Here is a 23,859-nt window from a genome sequence, read left to right as displayed (position 1 = left end):
ATTTCGAAGTCCGAGAGCCGTTATGACGAACGCGACCACAGAGAACCACAGCTTCGAAGCCGACGTTTCTCGCCTGCTGCACATGATGGTTCACTCGGTCTATTCGGACCGGGACGTCTTCCTGCGCGAGTTGATTTCCAACGCGGCGGATGCCTGCGAGAAGCTGCGCTATGAGGCGATTGCAAAGCCAACGTTGATCGCAGACGAAGGCAAACTTGGCATCACGGTTGCCGCCGATCCGGAGGCAAACACGCTCTCGATCAGTGACAACGGCATCGGCATGAGCCGCGATGAGATGATTGAGGCGCTTGGCACGATCGCGCGCTCAGGCACGCGTGCCTTCATGGACCAGGTCGAAGCGGCCAAGAGCAAGGAAGGCGCTCAACTTATCGGGCAGTTCGGCGTCGGGTTCTATTCGGCCTTCATGGTCGCGGGAGAGGTCACCGTTGTCAGCCGCCGCGCCGGAAGCGATGAGGCCTGGACGTGGACATCCGACGGCAAGGGCGAATTCTCGGTCTCGCCCGCCGCGCTGGACGACGCGCCTACGCGCGGCACGCGAGTGACGCTTCAATTGCTGGACGACGCGAAGACCTATGCCGAACGCTGGACATTGGAGCGCACCATCAAGGCCCAGTCGGGCCATGTTCCGGTGCCGATCACGCTTCTGGATAAGCCGGGAGCCGAGCCGACCTCACTTGCCGATGGCGCAGCTCTTTGGACAAAGTCGAAGAGCGAGATTACCCCGGCGGAGTATACCGACTTCTATCGCAGCGTGGCCGCGCAGTATGACGAACCTGCAGCGACCGTGCATTTCCGGGCGGAAGGTCGGCACGAATATACCACTTTGGCCTTTATCCCCGGCAGCAAGCCGTTCGACCTGTTCGACGCTGATCGCAAGGGCAGGATGAAGCTTTATGTGAAGCGCGTCTTCATCACCGAAGAGGCGGAGCTGCTTCCGCGCTATCTGCGGTTCGTGCGGGGCTTGGTCGACACCGCCGATCTGCCTCTGAACGTCTCGCGCGATATGATTCAGGACAGCCCGCTGCTCGCGGCGATCAAGAAGGGCGTCACCAATCGCATCCTGTCGGATCTTGGCAAGCTCGCCGAGAACGAACCCGCTACCTTCGCGGCGATCTGGGAGAACTTCGGCGCGGTCGTGAAGGAGGGCATCTACGAGGATTACGAGCGGCGCGAGCAATTGCTTGGGCTTGCGCGCTTCAGAACGACCGCTTCCGGCGAGGGCGTGCGAAGCCTCAAGGACTATACCGGTGCCCTGAAGGAAAACCAGACCGCGATCTACTACATTGTCGGCGATGATCTCGTCCGGATTTCCAGCTCGCCGCAGCTAGAAGGCTTTCGAGCGCGCGGGGTTGAGGTGCTGTTGCTGAATGATCCGGTTGACAGCTTCTGGGTTTCGAATGCGCCAGATTTCGAGGGCAAGCCGTTCAAGTCGATTACCCAAGGCACTGCCGATCTCGGGTTGATCCCGCTTGTCGATGGCGGTGAAAAGCCTGCAACCGAAACTTCACCTGAAGTCGATGAGCTGATCGACGCCCTCAAGAAGATCCTCGGAGCGGAGGTCGCCGATGTTCGTGCGTCCGATCGCCTTACCGATAGCGCTGTCTGTCTCGTGGCGCCTGACAAGGGACCCGACCGGCAATTCGAGAAGATGCTTTCGGCTGCCGGGCGGCTCGACTGCGCAGCCAAGCCGATCCTCGAGATCAATCCGCAGCACTCGCTGTTGACGAAGCTCGCAATGCTCGAAGATGACGCGCTGCGCGACGACATCGCTCACCTGCTGCTTGACGAGGCGCGCGTCCTGGACGGAGAGCGGCCCGCCGACGCCCAGCTCTTTGCCGCTCGTTTAGGACGTTTGATGGCGTCGTCCCTCAAGTAGATCTTGATGGATACACGCGTGGTCGCGGCATTGGCTCAAAGCGGTGTCCGCGACCCTGCTGGACGTCGGCGCGGTTCGGGCGGACGTTCAGCGCCTACGCCGCGCTGTCAGTAGTGAATCAGCGAGTAGATAAAGCTCGCCGCCCTCGACAGCGCTCGGTGATATCGTGCAGTCGAATCGATGGCGTGGGCACGGAGAGTCCGACTTTGAATAGCATTCCTAGCGGGCGTTTTATCGTGCTTGATTTCGAGACCACCGGCCTAAGCCCCGCAATGGGCGCGCGGGTGATTGAGGTGTCAGCTCGCGAAGTCGTGGATGGCCGAGCAGGCCACGAATTTCTAACCTTCGTCGATCCAGGCGTCCGCGTGCCTGCCGAGATAACGCAGATCACTGGCATCACCACTTCGATGCTCATTGGCGCACCGACCTCGGCCGTAGCCATGCTTCAATTGACGTCTTTCATCGGATCATCGCCGATCGTCTGCCACAACGCCGGCTTCGATCGGCGATTTTACGAATACGAGGCATGCGAGTTTCTCGATGGGCAGCCTGTTCGCGCTTTCTGCACTTTGCTGTTGGCCCGGCGCTTATTTCCGGGGCGGAAAAGCTATCGTCTAGGCGGCCTCATCGTCGAGATGGGCATCGCGTCCCCTGGTCGCCTTCATAGGGCGAGTGCGGATACCTTTGTCACGGCGCACCTATTCGATCGTATCTGCGCGGACGCACGCTCTCGCTGTCGCGCCGAGCACTTTGATCACGACGTATTGCACCGGCTGCAGCGGATCCGGATCGCAGGAGCACATGACTGGTTGGCGTCGATAGGCAATTTTTCCGCTGCCTCTCTCGGCACCGGTGTGAATTTTATCGAGCGACAGCATAGCTAGCAGAGCAACGAAAATTGCTCCGTTCAAAGAGCAAACCGCCGCTAGCGACTGGCCCCTGAACCTCGACGCCAGTTTTCATTACTGCGGTATTTCCGACGCAATAATGCTACGAAATCCTCGACCAAATCGAGCGCGTCGTGAGTTATCGCGGCTCGTGTGCCGACGGTCGGCATTAACTGAACGGATTCAGGCTCATCGCGTCCCATTCCGAAGCTAATACCGCGGCCTCGGCTACGCGCTGCTTCAGCACGGTTGTGCGATCATCCTGGTATCTTCGATTGACGCGACGTGGGTCGACCTTTGCGACGCGCTGCGTGGGGTTCACGTCGATACCGGCAGCAGGCCACTACGATTGGTGCGGAGACAGGTCAGTTATCGAACGCTTCTAATCTCTTCGCAAGAGAACTACGCGTCTCACCACTGACACTATTCGGAATACACATTCCTGCCTCCGGCTTTTCGCTTTGCGCAATAACATACGACCACTGGTCGACCGCAAGACGCTTCTTGCCTATTTGCTGCAACGCTGAGGCCCACATGGACCAGACCGTCATCAAGAACCGCACCTTCGACGAGTTGCTAATGGGCGAGAGCGCTTCGCTCGTGCGCATCGTCGGGCGCGACGACATCGACCTGTTCGCGGCGGTCTCAGGCGACGAGAACCCCGCCCATCTCGACGCCGTCTTCGCAGCGACGGATCTCTTCGGCCACATCGTCGCCCATGGCATGTGGACGGCGGCTCTCGTCTCGGCCGTGCTAGGCACCCGGCTGCCCGGGCCCGGCACGATCTATCTCGGCCAGGATCTGCGCTTTCGCAAGCCGGTCGAGCTTGGAGACACCATCACGGTCACCGTGACGGTGCAGGAGAAGCGGCCGGAGAAACGCATCGTCCTGCTCGACACACGCTGCACCAACCAGAGCGGCGAGGAGGTGCTGACCGGCACGGCGACGGTGATCGCGCCCGGCCATGCGATCGAATGGCCCCGCATGAAGCTGCCCGAGGTCTCGCTGCGGCGGCACGACCGCTATGACAGCTTCGTTGAGGATGCGCGCGCCCTGCCGATGATCCAGGCCGCCATCGTGCATCCCTGTTCGCCGGAGGCGATCCTGGCGGCGGTCGAGATCCGTGACGAGGGTTTGCTGGAGCCTTTGCTGATCGGGCCCGAGGCCAGGATCCGTGCTGCAGCCGAAGCGGCGGAGGTCTCGCTGGACGGAATCGCCATCGAGTCGGTCGAGCATAGCCATGCAGCCGCAGCGCGGGCCGTAGAACTTGCGGCGTCCGGCAGGGTCGCGGTCCTGATGAAGGGCAGCCTGCACAGCGACGAACTGCTCGCCGCCGTGGTGGCATCGGGCTCGGGCCTGCGCACAGAACGGCGCATCAGCCATGTCTACGCCATGAGCGTGCCCGCCTATGCCAAGCCGCTGATCGTGACCGACGCGGCGATCAACATCCAGCCGACGCTGGAGCAGAAGCGCGACATCTGCCAGAACGCGATCGACCTCCTGCACTTGCTCGGCATGGCGCAACCGCTGGTCGCCGTGCTCGCCGCGGTGGAAACGGTCAACCCGCAGATGCCCTCCACGCTGGACGCTGCCGCGCTGACCGTGATGGGGGCGCGCGGCCAGATAACTGGGGCGCGCGTCGATGGCCCGCTCGCCTTCGACAACGCGATCAGCCCTGACGCCGCCAAGACCAAGGGCATCGTCTCGCCCGTCGCCGGACAGGCCGACATCCTGCTCGTGCCGGATCTTGAAGCGGGCAACATGCTGGCCAAGCAGCTGATCTATTTCGCCGGGGCGGATGCGGCAGGCCTCGTTCTCGGCGCGCGAGTGCCGATCATCCTGACCAGCCGCTCGGATTCGCTGAAAACCCGCATCGCCTCGGCGGCGCTGGCCAAGCTTGTTGCCTCCCGGCGCGGACCGGGGAAGGCTTCCGCATGACCGGCACCATGCTGATGACCTTCAACGCCGGCTCTTCCACGGTGAAGATCGGCCTCTTCGCGCTGGGCCCGAAGGGCGCGGAGCGGATCGGCAAGGGCATGATCGATTTCCGCCGCGCGCCGCTGCGCTTCACGCTCAGCGAGGGGCCCGACACCTTCGACATCGCGCTGGAGGCAAAGGCCGGCGACCAACTCCATGAGGTCGTGAGCGAGGCCTTCTCCCGCCTCTCCTGGCATTTCGACCTCGACAGCATCGCCGCCATCGGCCATCGCGTCGTGCATGGCGGCGACGGTTTCACCGGGCCTGTCCGGCTGGATGACGCCGCGATCGCCGCGATCGACGCGCTGACCCCGCTGGCTCCTCTGCACCAGCCGCAGGGCCTGCGCCTGATCCGGGCGCTTCGGCATCTGCGTCCGCAACTGCCGCAGACGGCCTCCTTCGATACCGCCTTCCATCGCGGCCATGCCGATGTCGTTCGCCGCTTCGCGATCCCGCGCGCGCTGCACGATCAGGGCATCAAGCGCTACGGCTTCCACGGCCTGTCCTACAAGTTCATCGCCGCCGAACTCGCGCGGCGCGAGCCCGCGCTCGCAGGTTCGAAAGTCGTCGTGGCCCATCTCGGCAGCGGGGCCAGCCTGTGCGCGCTGGACGGCGGCATCAGCCGCGACACCAGCATGGGTTTTTCCGCCCTCGACGGCATTCCGATGGCGACGCGCTGCGGCGCGATCGACCCCGGCGTCCTGCTTCACCTGATCGGGACGCAGGGACGTAGCGCCAAGGACGTGGAGGACATCCTCTACCGCCAGTCGGGACTGCTGGGCGTCTCCGGCATCAGCGCCGACAGCCGTGAATTGCTGGAGAGCGAGGCCCCGGAGGCCAGCCAGGCGCTCGACCTCTTCACCTTCCGCATTGCCGGCGATATCGCCAGGCTGGCGGCGACACTCGGCGGACTCGATGCGATCGTCTTCACCGCCGGCGTCGGCGAGAACCAGCCGCGGATCCGGGCGGCGGTGAGCGCGCGCCTGGCCTGGCTCGGCCTGACGCTGGACGAGCCCGCCAATGCGGCCAATGCCGGCACGATCAGCAACGCGGCCAGCCAGATCGCCGCTTTGGTCATCGCGACCGATGAAGAGCAGGTGATCGCGGACGAAGCCCTGTCCGTCCTCGCCATCGAAGGAACGAGTCCATGAGCCCCATCGTCGATCTCTCCGGCAAGCGCGGCCTCGTCGTCGGCATCGCCAACGAACACAGCATCGCGGCCGGCTGCGCCACGGCCTTCCGGCAGGCAGGCGCCGAACTCGCCGTCACCTATCTCAACGAGAAGGCCCTGTCCTTCGTGCAGCCTGTCGCCGAGGCGCTTGGGGCAGCGATCGTCGTGCCCTGCGACGTGCGCATTCCCGGCCAGCTCGAGGCCGTGTTTACGCGCCTCGAACAGGACTGGGGCCGGCTCGACTTCCTGCTGCACTCGATCGCCTTCGCCCCGCGCGAGGATTTGCAGACCAGTCTCGTCAACTGCACGGCCGAGGGCTTCGCTGTGGCGATGGACGTCTCCTGCCACTCCTTCATCCGCATGGCGAAGCTCGCCGCGCCGCTGATGAGCAATGGAGGTTCCCTGCTGACGGTGAGCTTCTACGGCGCCGACCGCGTCGTCGAGAACTACAACCTGATGGGACCGGTGAAGGCCGCGCTGGAATCGAGCGTGCGCTATCTCGCCGCCGATCTCGCGGGCCAGAGGATCCGCGCCAACACGATCTCGGCCGGTGCCATCAAGACCCGCGCCGCCTCGGGCATCGGCCGCTTCGACGAACTGCTCGACAAGGTGCGCGAGCGCACGCCCGCCCAGCGCCTGGTCGGCATCGAGGATGTCGGCCGCGTCGCCGCCTTCCTAGCCAGCGAGGCGGGAAGCTCGCTCACCGGCTCTGTCGTCTATGCCGATGGCGGCTTCCACACGATTGCCTGATGGAACCATCCGGCGCGACGCCGCTTCCGCCTTGAGCGAGCGCGGTTCCTTTGACCGACCAACACGCGGAGCAGCCCGATGTCCGGAGACGATGCCGAAGCCCTGGCGACACGATCGCCGGCTCTGACGCCGGCCGCGCTGGACCTGATGGATGGGTGGTGGCGCGCCGCGAACTATCTTTCGGTGGCGCAGATCTACCTGCTCGACAACCCGCTGCTGCGCGAGCCGCTCAGGATCGAACACGTCAAGCCGCGCCTGCTCGGCCATTGGGGCACGACTCCGGGGTTGAACTTCATCTATCTCCACCTCAACCGCGTCATCGAGGCGAAGGATGTCGACGTCCTCTACATCGCCGGCCCCGGCCATGGCGCGCCGGGCGTGGTCGCGAGCACCTATCTGGAAGGCACCTATAGCGAGGTCTATCCAGACATCTCACAGGATAATGAGGGGCTGCGGCGCTTCGTGCGGCAGTTCTCGTTTCCCGGCGGCATCCCCAGCCATGCCGCGCCGGAAACCCCGGGCTCGATCCATGAGGGCGGCGAACTCGGCTATTCTCTGGCGCATGCTTTTGGGGCGGTTCTCGACAATCCCGATCTGATCGCAGCCTGCGTCATCGGCGACGGCGAGGCCGAAACCGGACCGCTTGCGGCGTCCTGGCATTCCAACAAGTTCCTCAACCCGGCCACTGACGGCGCCGTCCTGCCGATCCTGCACCTCAACGGCTACAAGATCGCCAATCCGACCGTGCTGTCGCGCATCCCCGCCGACGAACTCGCGGCGCTGCTGCGCGGCTATGGCAACGCCCCGCTTTTCGTGGAGGGTGACGAGCCCGAGGCGATGCATCAGGCGATGGCGGCCGCCCTTGACGAGGCCTTCGCCGCGATCGCGGCGATCCAGAAGGCGGCGCGCCAGGACGGCGTAACCGAACGGCCGCGTTGGCCGATGATCGTGCTGCGCAGCCCCAAGGGCTGGACCGGACCCAAGACCGTCGACGGCCTGAAGAGCGAGGGCTTCTGGCGCTCGCATCAGGTGCCGTTCAGCGACATGTCCAAGCCGGAACACCTGCAACTGCTCGAAGACTGGCTGCGCAGCTATCGTCCCGAGGAGCTTTTCGACGAAACCGGACGCCTCCAGGCCGGGATCGCGGCGCTGGCGCCTTCCGGCGACAAGCGCATGAGCGCCAACCCGCACGCCAATGGCGGGGCGCTACGCAAGCCGCTGCGGATGCCGGACTTCACGGCCCATGCCGTGCCAGTCGCGCATCCCGGCGAGAGCACGGCCGCGGCGACGCGTGTGATGGGGGCGTTCCTGCGCGACGTGATGAGAGCCAACGAAGTCAGCCGGAACTTCCGGGTCTTCGGCCCCGACGAGACGGCTTCGAACCGCCTGCAGGCGCTGTTCGAGGTCACGAACCGGGCCTGGAACGCCGAGACGCTTCCGCAAGACACGCATCTGGCGCTTGACGGCCGCGTGATGGAAGTGCTGAGCGAGCATCTCTGCCAGGGCTGGCTCGAAGGCTATCTCCTGACCGGGCGGCACGGCCTGTTCTCCTGCTACGAGGCCTTCATTCACATCGTCGATTCAATGTTCAACCAGCATGCGAAATGGCTGAAGACGGCCAAGGAGGTGCCGTGGCGCCGGCCGATCGCCTCGCTGAACTACCTTCTGACCTCCCATGTCTGGCAGCAGGACCATAACGGCTTCAGCCATCAGGACCCCGGCTTCATCGACCATGTCGTCAACAAGAAAGCGGATATCGTGCGGGTCTACCTGCCGCCCGACGCGAACACCCTGCTTCACGTCACCGACCATTGCCTGCGGAGCTGGGACCGGATCAACGTCATCGTCGCCGGCAAGGCGCCGGCCCCGCAATGGCTCGACATGGATGCGGCGATCAAGCACTGCAGCCAGGGCATCGGCATCTGGGAATGGGCGAGCAACGACCGTGGCGGGGAGCCGGACGTGGTCATGGCCTGCGCCGGCGATGTGCCGACCCTCGAGACCCTCGCCGCCGTCACTTTGCTGCACGAGCATCTTCCCGATCTGAAAGTGCGCGTCGTCAACGTCGTGGATCTGATGACGCTACAGCCACGGACGCAGCACCCGCACGGCCTGACGAATGCCGATTTCGATGCGCTCTTCACCACCGACAAGCCGGTGATATTCGCCTATCACGGCTATCCCTGGCTGATCCACCGCCTGGCCTACAAGCGGTCCAACCATGCCAACATGCATGTGCGCGGCTACGAGGAGGAGGGCTCGACGACGACGACCTTCGACATGGTCGTCCGAAACCGGCTCGACCGCTACCATCTCGTCGCCGCCGTCATCGACCGCGTGCCGACGCTCGGCGCGGCCGCCGTCTACGTCAAACAGACGATCCGCGACAAGCTGATCGAGCACGGGCGCTACATCCGCGAGCACGGCGTCGACATGCCCGAGGTGAGCGACTGGCGCTGGGCACCCAATGCGTGAGAGCACATCTCTGAGCATACGCGGGCATTTGAGAGCATTGCCTACTCACAGCAGTCGTGATCCGCGCACTAAACGTCGGAAGCCTTTGATGCTGCTGGCGTTGCGCAGACCTACATCTTCAGCATCGCGTGCCTCGGCACACTAGCGGCACATCCAGCACTAAACTCTCCGTGCGGGGCTGGAATAACCCTTGGCCCCGTGGCGCCGGCGTCCTTTTGTCTTGAGACAGAAGGAGGCACGGTCCGCATGGCATCGATCAGAAAACTTCGAGGCCGCTGGCAGGTCCAGGTTCGTCGTCGCGGTATGGCTCCGAGAGCGAAGAGCTTCGACCAGAAAGCTGACGCTGAGAAGTGGGCGCGGTCGCTCGAGAGCGAGCTCGATCGAGCCGGCATGCTGCCCGACACTCGCATAGCTGAATCTACAACGCTCCGGTCGATCCTTGAGCGCTACGTGCTTGAAGTTTCGCCTCGCAAGCGCAGCGCTCATACCGAGATCTCGAGGATCAAGGCATTGCTGCGTCGACCGATCTGTCACCGGACGCTGAACCTTCTCTCAACCTCCGACCTTGCGATCTATCGCGATGAGCGCCTTAAGATCGTGTCGCCCTCGACGGTAATCAGGGAGTTGAACACGATCAGCCATGCGCTTGACACTGCGACGCGAGATTGGGGAATTTTTCTGCATCGCAACCCCTGCAAACTTGTGCGACGCCCCAGCCCGCCCAAGGGACGCAACAGACGCCTGACGGGAGATGAAGAGCAGCGCCTGCTCGACGCCGCAGACAGGGGTAGAAACATCTACATGCGCGATCTGATCGTGCTGGTGTCAACGGCGGTCGGATTCCAGGCCATCGGGGCGGAGTCAAAGCAGGCCAGTGGCGGCGCGGGCGGACGATATGCAAAGGGCCCCGATCGGGGCCCTTTGCATATCGTCGTGCTCGTTTCTGATTAGCCTGTGGTGATCTCTCCGGTTTCGGGATCGACGTGCTCAGCAGTGGCCTGGTTTTGCTCCGCCACGGCGAGGCTGCGCCGTCGGCCGGCAGATTGCTTCAGCCGATAGCTGTCGCCGTTCATTGCCAGGATGCTGACGTGGTGGGTGAGCCGGTCGAGCAGCGCGCCTGTGAGACGCTCCGATCCCAGGATCGAGGTCCAGTCCTCGAATGGTAGGTTCGAGGTCACGATGGTCGAGCCGCGCTCATAGCGCTGCGAGAACGTCTCGAACAGGAGTTCGGCCCCGGTCGGCGACAACGGTACATAGCCGAGCTCGTCGACGATCAGCAGCTTGACCGCCTGCAGATCGCGCTGAAGCTTGAGCAGGCGTCTCTCGTCGCGGGCCTCCAGCAACTGGTTGACCAGCGAGGCCGCCGTCGTGAACGTGACGGAGAAGCCCTTCTGGCAAGCCGCCAGCCCAAGCGCCAGCGCGACATGGGTTTTGCCGGTACCGCTGTTGCCGAGCGCGATGATGTTCTCACGGCGCAGGAGATAACCGCAGCGCGCCAGCTCCAGCACGAGCATCTTGTTGAGGCCAGGGATGGCGGCGAAGTCGAAGGTGTCGAAGCTCTTCACCGCCGGGAACCGCGCTGCCCGGATGCGCCGCTCGACCGTGCGGCGCTCGCGATCAAGGAGTTCGAGCTCGATCAGGCGCAGCAGATAGCGGGGATGATCGACACCATCACGCGCGCATTCGCGGGCAACCTTGTCATACTCGCGCAGCACCGTCGGCAGTTTGAGCTGCTTGAGATGGTGGGCCAGGAGGACCTGGGGCGTGCTGCTGGTCGTTCCCGTTGGCATCGCGTCGCTGGTGGTGCCGGTCATGCCGCTTCCTCCGGCAGGAGCACGGCATAGTCGGCAGCCGAGGTCGTCCTCACCGTCGTCCTGGGCAGATGAGGATAGGCCGACAGGTCGAGACGAGCTGGCCTGCGCTCGATCCGCGCCAGCGCGATCAGCTTGACCGCGTCGAAGCCGATGGCGCCGAGCGTGATCGCCTCGGTCACGGCGAACGTCACGACCTCAAGCGGCAACGCCTCCAGCAGCCGCAGCACCTGGATGAACTCGCGCTTGCCGCGATTGCCCATACGCGCCTCCAGCAGATGGCGCAGATGCTGGAAGACCTCGGGCAGAGCCCAGTCTTGCAGCGCCGCCGCCTGGTCGAGTGCATTGGGCTTGGTCTCGATCAGAGCGAGATAATGCAGCGGGTTGGAGACGAACACGCCTTCGCCGTAGCAGCGCGGGTGACGGGCAATCTCGGCCCCGCGGCACAGGATCACGACCGCGTCGACGAAGCCCTTCACCATGACGTCCTGGAAGCCATAAGCGGTCGGCACCGAGTAATCGTTGGAGCGGTAGCGGACCAATGCGGTCGATGAGACCCGGCCGCTGCGCTTCTCGCACGGTTCCAGCGGCACGGCCGGCAGGTCGCGCAACCCCGCCAGATCGGCGACAAGCCGTTCCCCGATCGTCCCGGCATGCCGTCCGGCGCGTTCGCCCTGCCGGAGGCGGCATTGCTCGGCCAGTCTGGCGTTCAGCGCCTCGAAGCTCGCCACCACCGGGATCGGCGTCATGAAGTTCGAGCGGGCGTACTTCACCAGCCCCTCGACCTTGCCCTTGTCGTTGCCCTTGCCGGGACGGCCGAAGCGGTCCCGGAACAGGTAATGGCTGACCAGTTCGGTGAAGGCGCGAGTTCGCTCGCGCTTGCCGTCGCCGCAGATCTTCGCCACCGCGATGCGCGTGTTGTCGTACAGGATCGACAGCGGCACCCCATCGAAGAAGCAAAACGCCGAGACGTGCCCGTCCAGGAACGCTTCCGTTGTCTCGCGGGGATAGGCCTTCACGAAGCAGGCATCCGACTGCGGAAGGTCCATGCAAAAGAAATGGATCTTCTGCCGGACCCCGCCGATCACGGCGATCGCCTCGCCGAAATCGACCTGAGCGTGCCCGGGCGGATGCGCCAGCGGCACGAAGGTCTCGCGCCCTCGCGCCCGGCCGACCCGCACATAATCCTTCACCACGGTGTAGCCGCCAGCAAAGCCATGATCGTCGCGCAAGCGCTCGAAGATCCGCTTCGCCGTGTGGCGCTGCTTCACCGGCGCGCCCCGGTCAGCCTCCAGGATCGCGTCGATCACCGGCAGTAGCGGGCCGAGCTTCGGCTTCTCGGCAGGCTTCGTTCGCGTGTACCCCGGCGGCAGCGAAAACCGGCACATCTTTGCGATCGTCTCGCGGCTCAGACCAAAAACACGCGCCGCCTCGCGACGGCTCTTCCCCTGAATGAAAACAAAATCACGAACCGCCGCGTAGACCTCCACAGCGAACATCCCCGCCAACCCCAAAAGGGATCAGCCTATCCAGTGGCCGACTTTTACGCCGCCCGCGCGACCACAAACGGCGGCGCTCCAATGGATGGTTTTGTCACCGCCCTGCACACGAACCACAGTGAGCGAGCCGCGCTTTCCATCTCTTCATCGCTGACCAAAACGATCTCATCCACGTTGCTTCGGACGACATCGAAGATCGCTTGATCGGTTTTCCGGCACGACATTGTCGCGACGCGTGTATCGAGCCGGTCAAGTGCAACAAGCTGACCGGCTTTGAGGCAGGCATGCAGTGTCGGCGATCCGACCGGCTCAATACCGATGATGCGCGTCGTTGGACGCCTCGCCTTGATCGCCGTCGAGAGGCCGCTGATCAGGCCGCCGCCGCCGATGGCGACGAGAATTACGTCGACATCGGGCATATCGTCGAGAATATCGAGACCAAGCGTGCCCTGTCCCGCCACCACGATGGGATCGCTGAAGGGATGGGCATAGGTCGCGCCGGTCCGTTCCGCGTAGCCAAGCGCGGCGGCATTGGCGTCGTCCCAGACATCGCCGACAATCTCGACCGAGGCACCCCATTGCTTGAGCTTCGCCACCTTGTCGGGAACGACATTGGACGGCAGGAATATCTGCGCCCGAGCGCCAAGCACATGCGCCGAACGCGCGATGGCGAGCCCGTGATTGCCGCCCGAGGCTGTGACGATGCCGCGGCCGAGCTGGCTTTCGCTGAGCGTCAGCAGCCGGTTCATCGCGCCGCGCGCTTTGAACGACCCGCCGCCTGCAGCAGCTCGAGCTTAAGTGTGACGTCAATGTCGTGGCGATCGCCAGCGCTTTGCTGCGTGTAGCGAAGCGTCGGCGTCTTCCGGATATGGGGCGCGATGCGCCGGCGTGCCTCCTCGATGGCGCCGAGGTCGATCATGACAGCGTCCCTCGATAGGGCGACGCGACAATCAGGCAGCAATTGCCGGGCCTGACCCTGCCCGGCTGACGTCGGCCATAGAGAAATCCGTCGGCGGCGTAGTGCAGCGTCTCGGGAGCGCGCGCGGGGTCCCAGGTGCAATGGATACGGCCAGCCGGCTGGCCTGCGCTGACCTGTTCGCCATTGGCATGGAAGGGTTCGAAGATGCCATCTGCGGATGCGTAGACATAGGCCGCTGTGCCGGGCAGTTCGAGAATGACGCCGTCACCGCAACGCTGCTCCGGCGCGTCGCGCGAGACAATTCCAAGATGATCAAGCACATTGGCGACTCCGCGCCGGCAAACCCCCAAAGCTTCGAGCGAGACGGTGCCGCCGCCAGCCATCTCTGTTCCGACGGTGACCAAACCCGCACGGCACGCGGCGGCCGTCGCCGTGCGGGGCTCTCCGAGGTTACTGATGACTACGGTCATGGGCGCGTCGAACGCCCGCACCGCCGCGACGTTGCGCTTGTGCAGCTCCGGGTCGTCGGTCGGCTCGACGATCGCGCTCGGGATGATGTCGAGGGAGGAGCCACCGGAATGCAGATCGAGGAAAGCGTCACCGAGCGGCAGGATGTGGTCGCTGACGAAGGCCGAGATCTGCTGCGTGATGGTGCCGCGCGGATCCCCAGGAAAAGTGCGATTGAAATTTAGCCCGTCGATGGGTGAGGTGCGCTTGCCGGCGATGACCGCATGGACATTGTTGGCCGGCATCAGGATCAGCCGACCCTGGACCCGGCCGGGATCGAGATTACGGATCATGTCGCAGATCGTTATCGGCCCCTCATATTCATCACCATGGTTGCCACCTTCGAGGATCGCGGTCGGACCCGAGCCGTTCTTGATAATCGTGATCGGAACACGCGTCGCGCCCCAGGCATCGTCATCTGGCGAATGGGGAATCATCAGGAAGCCGGTCTGCTTGCCATCGCGCTCTGGATCGACCGTAAGGAAGGCGCTGGAGGGACGTGGCGTCGGCTTCTGGCGTATGCTGCTCATGGCTGGCTCTCGGACGTGGCGAAGGGTTCGGAGCACTGGCTCCGGTCGCTTGGGTTGGGTCGGAGAAGCGGCCGAGCGCTTTCGCGCCCGACCGGTTTGGCGCTAAACTCAGAGCGTGGGTAGCGGGTCCATCGGGATGTCGAGATACGTCCGATGAAGCCGTTCAAGCTCGCCGTTCATCGTGTTGAAGAAAATGAAGCCGTCGAGCCAGCGCACGAGGTTATGCTGATCCATCTGCACGCCCATATGGGCCGGGCTGCGCCGAATGGTAAATTTGCGTTCGAATTCCTTGCCTGGATTCTGCTTGGCGAGCGCCTGCGCGACGATGCTGTTAGTGGCAAGCAGATCAGCTTGGCCGGTGATGTAGGCGGCTGCGGCGGTCGCGTCGTCCTCGGTGCGCATCAGGCTCGCCTTTGGTGCGGCAGCGCTGATCGCCAGCTCCTGGGTCGTGCCCTTGGCGGCAGCAATCCGAGCCGAGCCAATTGTTTCAGGGCTGCTCACGGTCGAGGATTTCGCCCCGTAGACGGCGAGGAAGGTGTTGGCGTAGGGCGCGGTGAACTGGATTTGCTTAGCCCGTTCGGGCGTCAACCCCATCACCGAGATCACGATATCGACCTTGTCGGTAAGCAGGAACGGGATGCGGTTGGCGCCCGTGATCTGCTGCATCTCGAGCTTCACGCCCAGACCCTTGGCGACCATCTCGGCCATCTCGATGTCGAAGCCGACCGCCTTTCGGTTCGCATCCTGCGAGCCGAAGGGCGGCGCGTCGAGCGGCACACCGATACGGACGACACCCTTGGACAGAATGTCTTGGAGTTTGTCGGCCCGGGCTTCCGCGGAGCCGACGACGGCGATGGCCAGTGCGGCCAGGCCTGTGAAGAATGAACGCATATGTCTCTCCCCTAGTTGAGCAACAGATCGCTATCGGCTTCCTCAGTGCAGGACCGCACTGAGGAAGGTCTGCAGTTCGGGCGTCTTGGGCGCGGCGAGGACCGCAGCGGCCTGACCCTCTTCGTGAATTCGGCCTTCGTGCATGAAGACGACGCGCGAGCCGAAATGACGCGCGAAGCCCATCTCGTGGGTGACGAGGATCATGGTCATACCCTCCTGCGCCACGGACTCGAGCACTTTCAGCACCTCCCCGGTCAGCTCGGGGTCGAGCGCGGAGGTGACCTCGTCGAACAGCATGAGCTTAGGCCGCATGGCGAGTGAGCGCGCGATCGCGACACGTTGCTGCTGACCACCTGAAAGCTGGGAGGGAAAGGCATCGAGCTTGTCCTCAAGGCCGACGCGCCGCAACACTTCGCGTGCTAGTTCGCGAGCTTCCTCGGGCCGCTGCTTCTTCACGACGCGCGGCGCTAGCGTGATGTTTTCGCTGACGGACAGATGCGGGAACAGGTTGAAACTTTGGAAGACGATGCCGACTTCCTGCCGCAGCTTGCGCAGATTGGTCGCAGGATCGTTGACCCGCACGCTGTCAACGCTGATGCTACCGGCCTGGATTGGCTCCAGGCCGTTGATGCAGCGCAGCAGCGTGCTTTTGCCCGAGCCCGAACGCCCGATGACAGCCACGACCTCGCCCTTGGCGATGTCCAGCGAGACATCCTTGAGCACGGGCACCGTGCCGTAGCTCTTATTGATCGCCTTGATTTCAACGAGCGACATCGAGCTTCCGCTCGAGTGAGCGGCTCCATTGGGTCAGAGGGAAGCACAGGGCGAAATAGATGCAGGCGACCGTGATGTAGACCGCGAACGGCTTGTAGGTGCCGGCCGCCGTGAGCTGACCCTCCCGCGTGAGCTCAACCAGCCCGATCGTCGCCGCCAGCGAGGTGTTCTTGATGAGCTGGACCAGGAAGCCGACCGTCGGCGGGATCGCGATCCGAACCGACTGTGGCACGATCACGTAACGCAGTTGCTGAGCCATCGAGAGACCCAGCGAGGCGCCCGCCTCCCATTGCGTCTTGGCGATCGACACGAGGGCGCCGCGCCAGATCTCTGCCAGGAAGGCGGAGCCATACACAGAGAAGGCGACGGCCGCCGCCAGCCACGGGTTGACTGAAATCCCGATCAGCGGGAGGCCAAAGAAGATCAGGAAAAGCCAGACGAGCAGCGGGGTGCCCTGGACGATGTGGATATAGGTCGCGACAAGCCAGCGAAGCGGCGCGATCGGGGAGATGCGGGCGATGGCGAGGACCAGGCCAAGGACTGCCGATCCTGCAAAAGCCGTCACAGTCAGGGCTAGCGTCCAGCGCGCTGCCGCGATCAGATACATCACATCGATATAGGAGAAGGTCCGGATCATCGCCTGACGAACGCCCAGTAATAGATCCCGGCGAACAAGCCGCGGAAGGCGAACGCGAGTCCGAGATAAAGCACGCCAATCACGGTGTAGACCTCGAAATCGCGGAAGGTGCGCGACTGCACAATCGAGGCGGCGTGGAACAGGTCCTCTACCGAGATCTGCGAGGCGACGCTGGTCGCCAGCATCAGCAGCACAAACTGGCTGGCGAGCGCCGGGAACATCGCCTTGAGCGCCGGGAATACGACGATGTAGCGGAAGACCTGAAATCCTGAAAGGCCGAGCGAATGGCCGGCTTCGACCTGTGCCTTGGGCACGGCCTCGAAGCCCGCGCGGACTATCTCGGTGGTATAGGCGCCGAGATTGATGACCAGTGCGATCATCGCCGCCGTCAGCCCGTCGAGCCGGATGCCGAAGCTCGGCAGGCCGAAAAAGATCAGGAAGAGCTGGACCAGCAGCGGCGTGTTACGGATGACCTCGACATAGGTGGCTACGGCGCGCTTTAGCCAGGCTGGGCCATAGACCCGCGCCGCCGCACAAGCGACGCCAATAACCAGGCCGCCGAGCATGGCGCAGGCAGACAGCAGCAGCGTGACCCAGACGCCATCAAGAATGGACTCCCAGGCCGCAAAGACATCGCGAAACTGAAGCCCATATCTCATTGGGACGCCCGCCCCCGTGGCATCCGAAGCGATTCGGCGGCTTGCATCAAACGGCAGGATCGGAAGGTCGCAGGCGTTGCCATCAGTCCCCTCTTTACGAGAAGGCTAGGTTGGCTTCTTATTTGATGTCAAGCTTCATATATGAAATTGCACGTCATGACCGATCGCTCAGAACCCGACGATAGCGACAAGATCGCTTACGCAGCCCCGGCGCTAGAGAAAGGGCTCGATATCCTTGAGCTATTGGCGGAGGTGGGTGAACCTCTATCGACGCGCGCCATCGCCGAGCGTCTTGAACGCTCGAAAAGCGAAATCTTCCGTATGGTATTTGTCCTGCAGCAGCGCGGCTATCTTGTGCGCGAGGCGGGCACGGACCGACTGGCACTGTCCAGGCGGCTCTTCGATCTCGGGATCAGGACGCCGGGAGGGCGGCAGCTAACCTCGATCGTCCTACCGTTGATGGAGCGCTTCAGCGAGGAAAGCGGCCAGGCGGCGCATCTGGTCGTGTTGAGCCGAGGACAGACCGTGGTTCTCGCTACGACATCGGGCCACCTCGATGCGACTGTGATCGTCCGGCTAGGCTATGGTCGCCCTGCGCTGGAAGCCAATTCCGGTCTGCTCATATTGGCATTTCAGTCCGAGGTTCGCCGACGGGCTCTGATGCGTGAAACGAGATCTGAGGAGCAGGATCAAATTGAAACGCCGCCTCTGCTCAACGTTTTTGCGGAGATCCGATCGCTCGGCCATCGCATCGCACCAAGCCGCGACATTATGGCGGTGACCGACATCGCCTGCCCCGTGATCGGCCCTGCCGGCCACGCCGAAGCCGCTATTCTTGTTCCGTCGTTGCAACGGCATGGCTTTGTCACGGACGAGAATGCGATCCTGAAAGCGTTGAAATCAGTTTGCGGAGAAGCAGGGGCCCAGCTTTCACTCTGACGGGCGACTGGCTCACCTCGCCACAACCGCGGCGCGCCCGAGTGGATCCGAACGTTTGACCTTTGCCGGCCTGGCCGTCAGGTCACAGCCTGCGGAGGCGCAATGGCAGCTTTCTTCGGCGCGAGGTTTCGCCATGCGCCGATAGCGGCGCGTTTAACACCGGTGGAAGCCGGCATCCTAACACAGGAGCACCCGCCTCGAATCGAGGAGCAGCGGACGATGCGCGAAACCAGGGCCAGCCGGACGAAACCCCGAACCGCCGCCCTGCGCCGGCCTCGCAGCGTTTGCCTTCGCACAGCGCGGTTAGCCTGGAATCCGCGGCGATAAGGCTCGAAGCGGGTTCGCCGGAGTGCGGCGGCCTGAGCCAGGCATGGGTGATGGCGCGGTCCTACATCCTGTTGCCGTTCAAGACCCCCGAACGGCATAGAAAGTGCATGCATTTCGGACGGTCTCAGTCGTTTGCATGCAGCCTATGTCCAACGCCCTCGATCTTGTCTTTCGTCAGGTCATCCTTCCCGGCCATCATAAGCCTCTGGATGTCGGCGTAGCCTCCGGGCGGATCGCGGCGATTGCACCGCGTATCGTCGCCGATGCGCCGGAGATCGCCATAGGCGGGCGAGCCGTGCTGCCAGGTCTCGTCGACAGCCATGTTCATCTCGATAAGGCCTGCCTGCTCGGCCGTTGCGGCCATGTCCATGGCGGGCTTGGCGAAGCGATAGCAGCGGTTGCTGCGATGAAACGTGATTTTTCAGTGGAAGACGTCTACGAGCGCGGCACGCGGGTGATCGAGAAGGCGATCGCAAAGGGCACCACCCGGATGCGCACCCACGTCGAGGTCGATCCGCGCGCCGGGCTACGCGGCTTTGAGGCAATCAAGGCGCTTAAAGCGGACTACGCCTGGGGCCTGGAGCTTTCAATATGCGTCTTTCCCCAGGAAGGCCTGACCAATGATCCGGGCACCGAGGATCTGCTCGTCGCAGCCCTGCGCGATGGCGCCGACCTGCTTGGCGGCTGCCCTTATACCGATAGTGCCCCACGGTCGCAGATCGCCCGGCTTTTTGAGCTGGCCGAGCAGTTCGACGTCGATCTCGACATTCATCTCGATTTTGATCTCGACCCGAGCTGGATGCTTCTCGATGACGTTTGTCGCCAGGTCGAGCTTCACAAATATCAAGGCCGCACCACAATTGGCCACGTGACGAAGCTTTCGATGGTGGAACCCACAATCCTCGCCAGAATCGGGCAGCAGCTCGCTGCAGCGGGCGTCGCTGTAACAGTCTTGCCGGCAACCGATCTTTATTTGATGGGGCGGGAGGCCTCGCACGCAACTCCGCGTGGCCTGACGCCTGCGCATCGCCTTGTCGAGCAGGGCGTTGTCTGTTCCGTTGCCACCAACAATGTCCTCAACCCTTTCACGCCGTTCGGTGACGGCTCGCTGATACGGATGGCCAATTTCTTTGCAAATGTCGCCCAGGTCGGGCCGGACGGATTTCAAGGCTGTCTTGATTTGATCACGACGTTGCCCGCGCGGCTGATGAACCTCACCGATTATGGGATAGCTATCGGCAACCCGGCCGATCTGATCGTCCTAGATGCGCAGACGGGAAGCGACGCGCTTGCCGAGATCGCCGAGCCCATTATGGGTTTCAAAAACGGCCGGCAGACTTTCGAGCACCCCTCCGCCACTCTATTCCCAGCCGAGCCTGACCGAGAGCCACATCCGCGGCGCGCCCGACACGATTCGAACGTGTGACCAATCAGGCCAAGCGCTTGCCGTCGCGCTGAAGCAGCAATACTCTTTTGAACAGTTCAGCACGGACCATGTGCTGCGCAGCAGATTTTTGCTTCTCTTGTGCCTTCTGGTTTTCACGCTCGCTCGTTCGAGTGCGGAAGCTATCACGTCGGGGGATGCCAAATTCGCATGCGGCGAAGCTGCGCACGAGACATTGACCAATGATGTCCCTGGCCGGGTGCGGTCGCTTATCATCTCGAACTGCATCAAAGCCTTGCAAGAAAAAAACCCCAATGCCGCCTGCGACCGCGTTCCCGCGGGCGTTGGAAAGTATCGCGGCGCGTCAGTCGTCACTTGTCAGACAGCGAGAACAATCTTGTGACGCTCTGCATCGGGGGTTCTCGCGACTGACTGAGAGCCCCAACCGCGGCGCGCCCGACACGATTTGAACGTGTGACCTTTGCCGGCCTGGCCGTCAGGGCACAGTCTGCGGAGGCGCAATGTCAGCTTTCTTTGGCGCGAGAATTTGCCATGCGCCGATATCCGGCGCGTTTCCCACCGGTGGAAGCCCGGCGTCCTGACACAGGAGCGCCCGCCTCGAGACGAGGAGCAGCGGACGATGCGCGAGACCAGGACCAGCCGACCGAACCCCAAGCCGCCTCCCTCGCTTGCGCCGGCCTCGCAGCGCTTGCCCCGCCTTCGCAATCGCGAGCGCGGGCGGCGCCTCGGCGCAGGAGACCGGCGATGCGCGCGCCGGCCGGGCCGTGGCCACCGCTGTGCCTGCCCTGCCACGCGATCGACGGGGCGAGCCGCGACCCTGCCCGTGTCACGCCCGATTTTGGCGCCGTGGCCGACATGCCGTAGCGGACGGCGCTGTCGCTGAGGGTCTTCCTGCAGACGCCGCATGGCGCGATGCCGCGCTACCAGCTCACCGCTACCGAGACCGACGACGTCATCGCCTATGTGCTGAGCCTGAGGGCGCGCTAAGGGAGGGCGCGCAGCTGGCGTCGATCAAAGCTCCGGCAGCGGAGCCCGCTGCGCGCCTGCCTCCTCCATCATGGCCTCTACCTCGTCGGCGCCGATCCGGCTGGCCGCGTCGAGTCGACGAGCGATGGTCTCTTGGGCTGTGCGCATCGCCGGCCTGTAAAGGATGGCGGTGGCTGCGCGGGCGCAGTGTTCGCGCAGCAGGCCGGCATCGGGCGGCTGCAGCAGGGCGATGAAGGGCTGCATCTGGTCGAGATCGTCCCCGTGCGATCGCAGTTCGCCGGGATACCATTTCCGCCCCTGGGCCCCGTTCCAGTAGATCATCTCGCCGCACTGGCCGGCGCTGAGGATCGTGACCTCGATCTCGGCGCGGCGGAGATCGCCAGCGCGGTGAGCCTGGAATCCGCGGCGATAAGGCTCGAAGCAGGTTTCGCCGGAGACGCCTTGCGGCGGCCTGAGCCAGGCATGGGTGATGGCGCGGCGGTGATGCCAGCCGACGACGATGTGCCCGGCCTCGTGAAAGGCGCAGGCGGCCCGCCGGATCGCGGGGGGAATGGCCTCCAGTTTCGGCATGGCCTCTGGTGTCGTCGCTGGGCTCGGCGCGGCTCAGATCTGCGCGCGGCCCGCTTGCGTGAGGGTGACCGTGCCGTTGGGCCCGTCCTCGAACCAGCCAAGTGCCTGGCCGTGCTCGTAGCTCGCCACGACCGCCGTGGTCTCCCAGCCATTCATTGCGGCAATCGAGAGCAGGTTGCCGGCCGCCAGCAACTCGCCTGGCTCGGTTTCGAAATGGGCGAAGACATCCAGCGCCAGCCTGGCCTTGTCCGCATCGCTCGTTGCCATCGCACCCGTCTCCCGCCGCATCGCTGGGCAAGATGTCCGCGCCGCCGCTCCGAAGCAAGCCCGGCCGGCGCGACGTCCTGGCGGGCGTCGATCGGGGCGCGCCTGTGGTAGCGTCTTCAAATTGAAGCGCGCCCAACCGACGGAGCGCCATCACAGCGATGCGGACCGAGCCATGTGGACGTTCAAGATGCTGGCGCTCACGGGGCTCGGCGCCGTCGCCGGGATCGCGGGGATCGCGGTCGGAATCTGGATCTATGTGATGAGCACGATCGAGCAGCCGGCCTACGCTCGGGTTACGCAACACGGCGCCATCGAGATCCGCGACTATCCCGCGCTCGTTGTAGCGGAGGTGACGCGGCGCGGCGACCGCCAGGCCACGGTGCGCGCCGGTTTCTCGCCGCTCGCCGGCTACATCTTCGCCAAGAGCCGTGAAGGCGAGACCGTCAGCATGACCGCTCCGGTGATCCAGACGCCGGCGGCCGCTGCCGATCAGAGCTGGCTGATCCGCTTCGTGATGCCGTCCAAATACACGTTGGAAACCCTGCCGAAGGCGGCGGGGGATGATGTGCGCCTGCTGGAGCTGCCGACGGCGCAGCGCGCAGCGATACGCTTCTCCGGCGTCGCAACCGATGCGCTGATCGCGCAGAACGAGGCGGTGCTGCGGGCCTGGCTGACGCAGCGCGCGATAGCGATCCAGGGCGCGGCGACCTATGCGTATTACAACGACCCGTGGACGCCTGGTCCGCTGCGTCGCAACGAGGTGCTGTTCGAGGTGGCGGGGCCTTAGGGTCGGCCGAGTGGGGCCGCAGACCAGCGCAAAGCCAGCATACCGCGAGGGCGGCCGATTTAGATCGGAACCGAGCGTTATTCCGGGATGGAGCAGCAGTAAAGAGCGGAGGACGCGGGCGAGGTTGTGGCCAAGGGGCCGAGAAGACGTCGTCTCACCGGGCGGAGCGGGCGAACGAGATCGTCAGCGCAGACGGGGTGCCGGAGGCTTCAGCATGAGCCGCGGCATCGAGCTAAATCGACCTTGCATGCATCTCTAGTCCGTCTAGCATTCCCCCCATAGCGATCACGCCTACGACGACTAAGGGACGAGTGATGACGGACGACTATGCACGCCGGAGCTATGGCGAGATCGAAGTCGGATTCGGCAAGAAGCCGGGCATCGTCGTCGTCGATTTCATGCTCGCCTTCACCGATCCTCAATATCCCCTCGGCGGCGCTCCGCTGGTGATGAGGGCTTTCGAAAACACGATCAAGCTGCTGGAGGTGGCGCGCCGCTACGGGGTGCCGGTCGCAACGTGCAACACCGCCTATATGAACGAGCGCGAGATGCCATACTGGAAGATTACCGCCGTTCGCGACACTTTTCGGCACGATCATCCCAGCGCGCCAATCGATCCACGTGTTTACGATCCCGCTTACGATCTCGCCGTCGTCAAAAAAGGTCCATCGATCTTCTTCAACACGGGCGTCGCGGACTATTTCACGAAAGAGCGCGTCGATACGGTGATCGTCACCGGCTGCAACACAAGCGGCTGCATCCGTGCCTCGTCGCTCGACAGCTTTAGTTATCGCTACCGGACCATCATCCCCGAGGATTGCGTGGGCGATATCGAGGAGCAACCCCACAAGGACAATCTGCGTGATCTCGGGCGTCGCTATGCCGATGTTTCCAACCTGGAGACGGTTCTCGCCCAGATCGAAAACTGGCATCAGCAGAACACGCACTGACCGTTTCGAGGCTAGACGGCTGCAGGCTCGCTGGATCAGCCGCTTGATTGACATTGATCTCTCAGATGCGCAGTCGGTAGCCTTAGCGGCTGCCCGCTTCTGGTTGTTCTTAGACTGCGTCTGGAACCTGTCGCTAGCAAACCCGTCGCATTCGCACGAACACTCCTGCAGCCACAACCGCGGCGCGCCCGACACGATTCGAACGTGCGACCTGTGCCGCATTGGGCATGGCTCCGTCGAAAA

The 23,859-nt window shown here is 63.8% G+C and carries 23 protein-coding genes; 11 read left to right on the top strand and 12 right to left on the bottom strand.

The window, feature by feature from the left end; translation table 11 throughout:
- Positions 1-22 precede the first annotated feature (22 nt).
- The 7 genes from htpG to AXW83_RS21170 all read left to right on the top strand — a co-directional run bounded on the left by htpG (position 23) and on the right by AXW83_RS21170 (position 10,108).
- Entirely contained in the window at positions 23-1,897 is a 1,875-nt protein-coding gene (gene htpG, locus AXW83_RS21200; protein ID WP_066616945.1) for a molecular chaperone HtpG, read from the top strand.
- 236 nt (positions 1,898-2,133) lie between these two features.
- Positions 2,134-2,781, top strand: a complete 648-nt coding sequence (locus AXW83_RS21195; protein WP_156640274.1) for a 3'-5' exonuclease — start codon at positions 2,134-2,136, stop codon at positions 2,779-2,781.
- Between the two features lie 537 nt (positions 2,782-3,318).
- Positions 3,319-4,722: a bifunctional enoyl-CoA hydratase/phosphate acetyltransferase gene (locus tag AXW83_RS21190; protein ID WP_066616939.1), complete on the top strand. Its 1,404-nt coding sequence runs from the start codon at positions 3,319-3,321 to the stop codon at positions 4,720-4,722.
- Positions 4,719-5,912, top strand: a complete 1,194-nt coding sequence (locus AXW83_RS21185) for an acetate/propionate family kinase (RefSeq protein ID WP_066616933.1) — start codon at positions 4,719-4,721, stop codon at positions 5,910-5,912. Before AXW83_RS21190 ends, AXW83_RS21185 begins: the two co-directional genes overlap by 4 nt.
- Positions 5,909-6,682: an enoyl-ACP reductase FabI gene (gene fabI / locus AXW83_RS21180; protein WP_066616930.1), complete on the top strand. Its 774-nt coding sequence runs from the start codon at positions 5,909-5,911 to the stop codon at positions 6,680-6,682. The genes AXW83_RS21185 and fabI overlap by 4 nt, the downstream gene beginning before the upstream one ends.
- A gap of 78 nt (positions 6,683-6,760) precedes the next feature.
- Positions 6,761-9,157 (top strand): phosphoketolase family protein, encoded by a 2,397-nt coding sequence (locus tag AXW83_RS21175; RefSeq protein WP_066616928.1) that lies wholly within the window; start codon positions 6,761-6,763, stop codon positions 9,155-9,157.
- A gap of 246 nt (positions 9,158-9,403) precedes the next feature.
- On the top strand, positions 9,404-10,108 hold the full coding sequence (locus tag AXW83_RS21170) for a site-specific integrase (RefSeq protein ID WP_210179733.1): 705 nt from the start codon (positions 9,404-9,406) through the stop codon (positions 10,106-10,108).
- Here AXW83_RS21170 and istB read toward each other — a convergent pair.
- The 9 genes from istB to AXW83_RS21130 all read right to left on the bottom strand — a co-directional run bounded on the left by istB (position 10,105) and on the right by AXW83_RS21130 (position 17,384).
- Positions 10,105-10,947, bottom strand: a complete 843-nt coding sequence (gene istB / locus AXW83_RS21165; protein WP_066620442.1) for an IS21-like element helper ATPase IstB — start codon at positions 10,945-10,947, stop codon at positions 10,105-10,107. The genes AXW83_RS21170 and istB overlap by 4 nt on opposite strands.
- 20 nt (positions 10,948-10,967) lie before the next feature.
- On the bottom strand, positions 10,968-12,467 hold the full coding sequence (istA, locus tag AXW83_RS21160) for an IS21 family transposase (RefSeq protein ID WP_066614042.1): 1,500 nt from the start codon (positions 12,465-12,467) through the stop codon (positions 10,968-10,970).
- Between the two features lie 44 nt (positions 12,468-12,511).
- On the bottom strand, positions 12,512-13,216 hold the full coding sequence (locus AXW83_RS21155; protein ID WP_066616927.1) for a threonine ammonia-lyase: 705 nt from the start codon (positions 13,214-13,216) through the stop codon (positions 12,512-12,514).
- Complete coding sequence (locus AXW83_RS27290) at positions 13,213-13,386, bottom strand: hypothetical protein (protein WP_156640272.1); 174 nt, start codon at positions 13,384-13,386, stop codon at positions 13,213-13,215. The genes AXW83_RS21155 and AXW83_RS27290 overlap by 4 nt, the downstream gene beginning before the upstream one ends.
- Positions 13,383-14,423 (bottom strand): succinylglutamate desuccinylase/aspartoacylase family protein, encoded by a 1,041-nt coding sequence (locus AXW83_RS21150; RefSeq protein WP_066616926.1) that lies wholly within the window; start codon positions 14,421-14,423, stop codon positions 13,383-13,385. Before AXW83_RS21150 ends, AXW83_RS27290 begins: the two co-directional genes overlap by 4 nt.
- Positions 14,424-14,531: 108 nt before the next feature.
- Positions 14,532-15,314: a transporter substrate-binding domain-containing protein gene (locus AXW83_RS21145; RefSeq protein WP_066616925.1), complete on the bottom strand. Its 783-nt coding sequence runs from the start codon at positions 15,312-15,314 to the stop codon at positions 14,532-14,534.
- Positions 15,315-15,356: 42 nt separating this feature from the next.
- Positions 15,357-16,088 carry an amino acid ABC transporter ATP-binding protein gene (locus AXW83_RS21140; RefSeq protein WP_066616922.1) on the bottom strand — a complete coding sequence of 244 codons (732 nt, stop codon included), beginning with the start codon at positions 16,086-16,088 and terminating at the stop codon, positions 15,357-15,359.
- Positions 16,075-16,722, bottom strand: coding sequence for an amino acid ABC transporter permease (locus tag AXW83_RS21135; RefSeq protein ID WP_082767538.1), 648 nt, complete (start codon positions 16,720-16,722; stop codon positions 16,075-16,077). Before AXW83_RS21135 ends, AXW83_RS21140 begins: the two co-directional genes overlap by 14 nt.
- A complete protein-coding gene (locus AXW83_RS21130) occupies positions 16,722-17,384 on the bottom strand; it encodes an amino acid ABC transporter permease (protein ID WP_066616918.1) in 663 nt (220 codons plus the stop codon). Before AXW83_RS21130 ends, AXW83_RS21135 begins: the two co-directional genes overlap by 1 nt.
- Positions 17,385-17,525: 141 nt before the next feature.
- On the opposite strand from AXW83_RS21130, the gene AXW83_RS21125 reads away from it, so the two are divergent.
- Together AXW83_RS21125 and AXW83_RS21120 are read left to right on the top strand one after the other, a co-directional pair.
- A complete protein-coding gene (locus tag AXW83_RS21125; RefSeq protein ID WP_082767296.1) occupies positions 17,526-18,323 on the top strand; it encodes an IclR family transcriptional regulator in 798 nt (265 codons plus the stop codon).
- A gap of 472 nt (positions 18,324-18,795) precedes the next feature.
- On the top strand, positions 18,796-20,076 hold the full coding sequence (locus tag AXW83_RS21120) for an amidohydrolase family protein (protein ID WP_156640270.1): 1,281 nt from the start codon (positions 18,796-18,798) through the stop codon (positions 20,074-20,076).
- Between the two features lie 4 nt (positions 20,077-20,080).
- On the opposite strand, the gene AXW83_RS27285 is transcribed toward AXW83_RS21120, so the two are convergent.
- The 3 genes from AXW83_RS27285 to AXW83_RS21110 form a co-directional block, all read right to left on the bottom strand.
- The gene (locus AXW83_RS27285) at positions 20,081-20,263 is read right to left on the bottom strand and encodes a hypothetical protein (protein ID WP_156640268.1); all 183 of its coding nucleotides are present in this window, start codon (positions 20,261-20,263) and stop codon (positions 20,081-20,083) included.
- 803 nt (positions 20,264-21,066) lie between these two features.
- Entirely contained in the window at positions 21,067-21,612 is a 546-nt protein-coding gene (locus AXW83_RS21115; RefSeq protein ID WP_066616909.1) for a hypothetical protein, read from the bottom strand.
- A gap of 33 nt (positions 21,613-21,645) precedes the next feature.
- On the bottom strand, positions 21,646-21,879 hold the full coding sequence (locus AXW83_RS21110) for a hypothetical protein (RefSeq protein WP_066616906.1): 234 nt from the start codon (positions 21,877-21,879) through the stop codon (positions 21,646-21,648).
- 172 nt (positions 21,880-22,051) lie between these two features.
- Between AXW83_RS21110 and AXW83_RS21105 the strand changes: the two genes are divergently transcribed.
- Positions 22,052-22,666 carry an SOUL family heme-binding protein gene (locus AXW83_RS21105; protein WP_210179617.1) on the top strand — a complete coding sequence of 205 codons (615 nt, stop codon included), beginning with the start codon at positions 22,052-22,054 and terminating at the stop codon, positions 22,664-22,666.
- 314 nt (positions 22,667-22,980) lie between these two features.
- Positions 22,981-23,616 carry an isochorismatase family protein gene (locus tag AXW83_RS21100; RefSeq protein WP_066616903.1) on the top strand — a complete coding sequence of 212 codons (636 nt, stop codon included), beginning with the start codon at positions 22,981-22,983 and terminating at the stop codon, positions 23,614-23,616.
- Positions 23,617-23,859: the final 243 nt, after the last annotated feature.

It is taken from the genome of Bosea sp. PAMC 26642 (assembly GCF_001562255.1).
Taxonomy (GTDB): domain Bacteria; phylum Pseudomonadota; class Alphaproteobacteria; order Rhizobiales; family Beijerinckiaceae; genus Allobosea.
This window is presented reverse-complemented; position numbering and strand designations above follow the sequence as displayed.

Bases quoted from the DNA above. Each gene is read 5' to 3' on its own strand.
- htpG (WP_066616945.1), top strand. From the start codon at position 23: ATGACGAACGCGACCACAGAGAACCACAGCTTCGAAGCCGACGTTTCT.
- AXW83_RS21190 (WP_066616939.1), top strand. From the start codon at position 3,319: ATGGACCAGACCGTCATCAAGAACCGCACCTTCGACGAGTTGCTAATG.
- AXW83_RS21185 (WP_066616933.1), top strand. From the start codon at position 4,719: ATGACCGGCACCATGCTGATGACCTTCAACGCCGGCTCTTCCACGGTG.
- fabI (WP_066616930.1), top strand. From the start codon at position 5,909: ATGAGCCCCATCGTCGATCTCTCCGGCAAGCGCGGCCTCGTCGTCGGC.
- AXW83_RS21175 (WP_066616928.1), top strand. From the start codon at position 6,761: ATGTCCGGAGACGATGCCGAAGCCCTGGCGACACGATCGCCGGCTCTG.
- AXW83_RS21170 (WP_210179733.1), top strand. From the start codon at position 9,404: ATGGCATCGATCAGAAAACTTCGAGGCCGCTGGCAGGTCCAGGTTCGT.
- istB (WP_066620442.1), bottom strand. From the start codon at position 10,947: ATGCCAACGGGAACGACCAGCAGCACGCCCCAGGTCCTCCTGGCCCAC.
- istA (WP_066614042.1), bottom strand. From the start codon at position 12,467: ATGTTCGCTGTGGAGGTCTACGCGGCGGTTCGTGATTTTGTTTTCATT.
- AXW83_RS21155 (WP_066616927.1), bottom strand. From the start codon at position 13,216: ATGAACCGGCTGCTGACGCTCAGCGAAAGCCAGCTCGGCCGCGGCATC.
- AXW83_RS27290 (WP_156640272.1), bottom strand. From the start codon at position 13,386: ATGATCGACCTCGGCGCCATCGAGGAGGCACGCCGGCGCATCGCGCCC.
- AXW83_RS21150 (WP_066616926.1), bottom strand. From the start codon at position 14,423: ATGAGCAGCATACGCCAGAAGCCGACGCCACGTCCCTCCAGCGCCTTC.
- AXW83_RS21145 (WP_066616925.1), bottom strand. From the start codon at position 15,314: ATGCGTTCATTCTTCACAGGCCTGGCCGCACTGGCCATCGCCGTCGTC.
- AXW83_RS21140 (WP_066616922.1), bottom strand. From the start codon at position 16,088: ATGTCGCTCGTTGAAATCAAGGCGATCAATAAGAGCTACGGCACGGTG.
- AXW83_RS21130 (WP_066616918.1), bottom strand. From the start codon at position 17,384: ATGAGATATGGGCTTCAGTTTCGCGATGTCTTTGCGGCCTGGGAGTCC.
- AXW83_RS21125 (WP_082767296.1), top strand. From the start codon at position 17,526: ATGAAATTGCACGTCATGACCGATCGCTCAGAACCCGACGATAGCGAC.
- AXW83_RS21120 (WP_156640270.1), top strand. From the start codon at position 18,796: ATGTCCAACGCCCTCGATCTTGTCTTTCGTCAGGTCATCCTTCCCGGC.
- AXW83_RS21115 (WP_066616909.1), bottom strand. From the start codon at position 21,612: ATGCCGAAACTGGAGGCCATTCCCCCCGCGATCCGGCGGGCCGCCTGC.
- AXW83_RS21110 (WP_066616906.1), bottom strand. From the start codon at position 21,879: ATGGCAACGAGCGATGCGGACAAGGCCAGGCTGGCGCTGGATGTCTTC.
- AXW83_RS21105 (WP_210179617.1), top strand. From the start codon at position 22,052: ATGTGGACGTTCAAGATGCTGGCGCTCACGGGGCTCGGCGCCGTCGCC.
- AXW83_RS21100 (WP_066616903.1), top strand. From the start codon at position 22,981: ATGACGGACGACTATGCACGCCGGAGCTATGGCGAGATCGAAGTCGGA.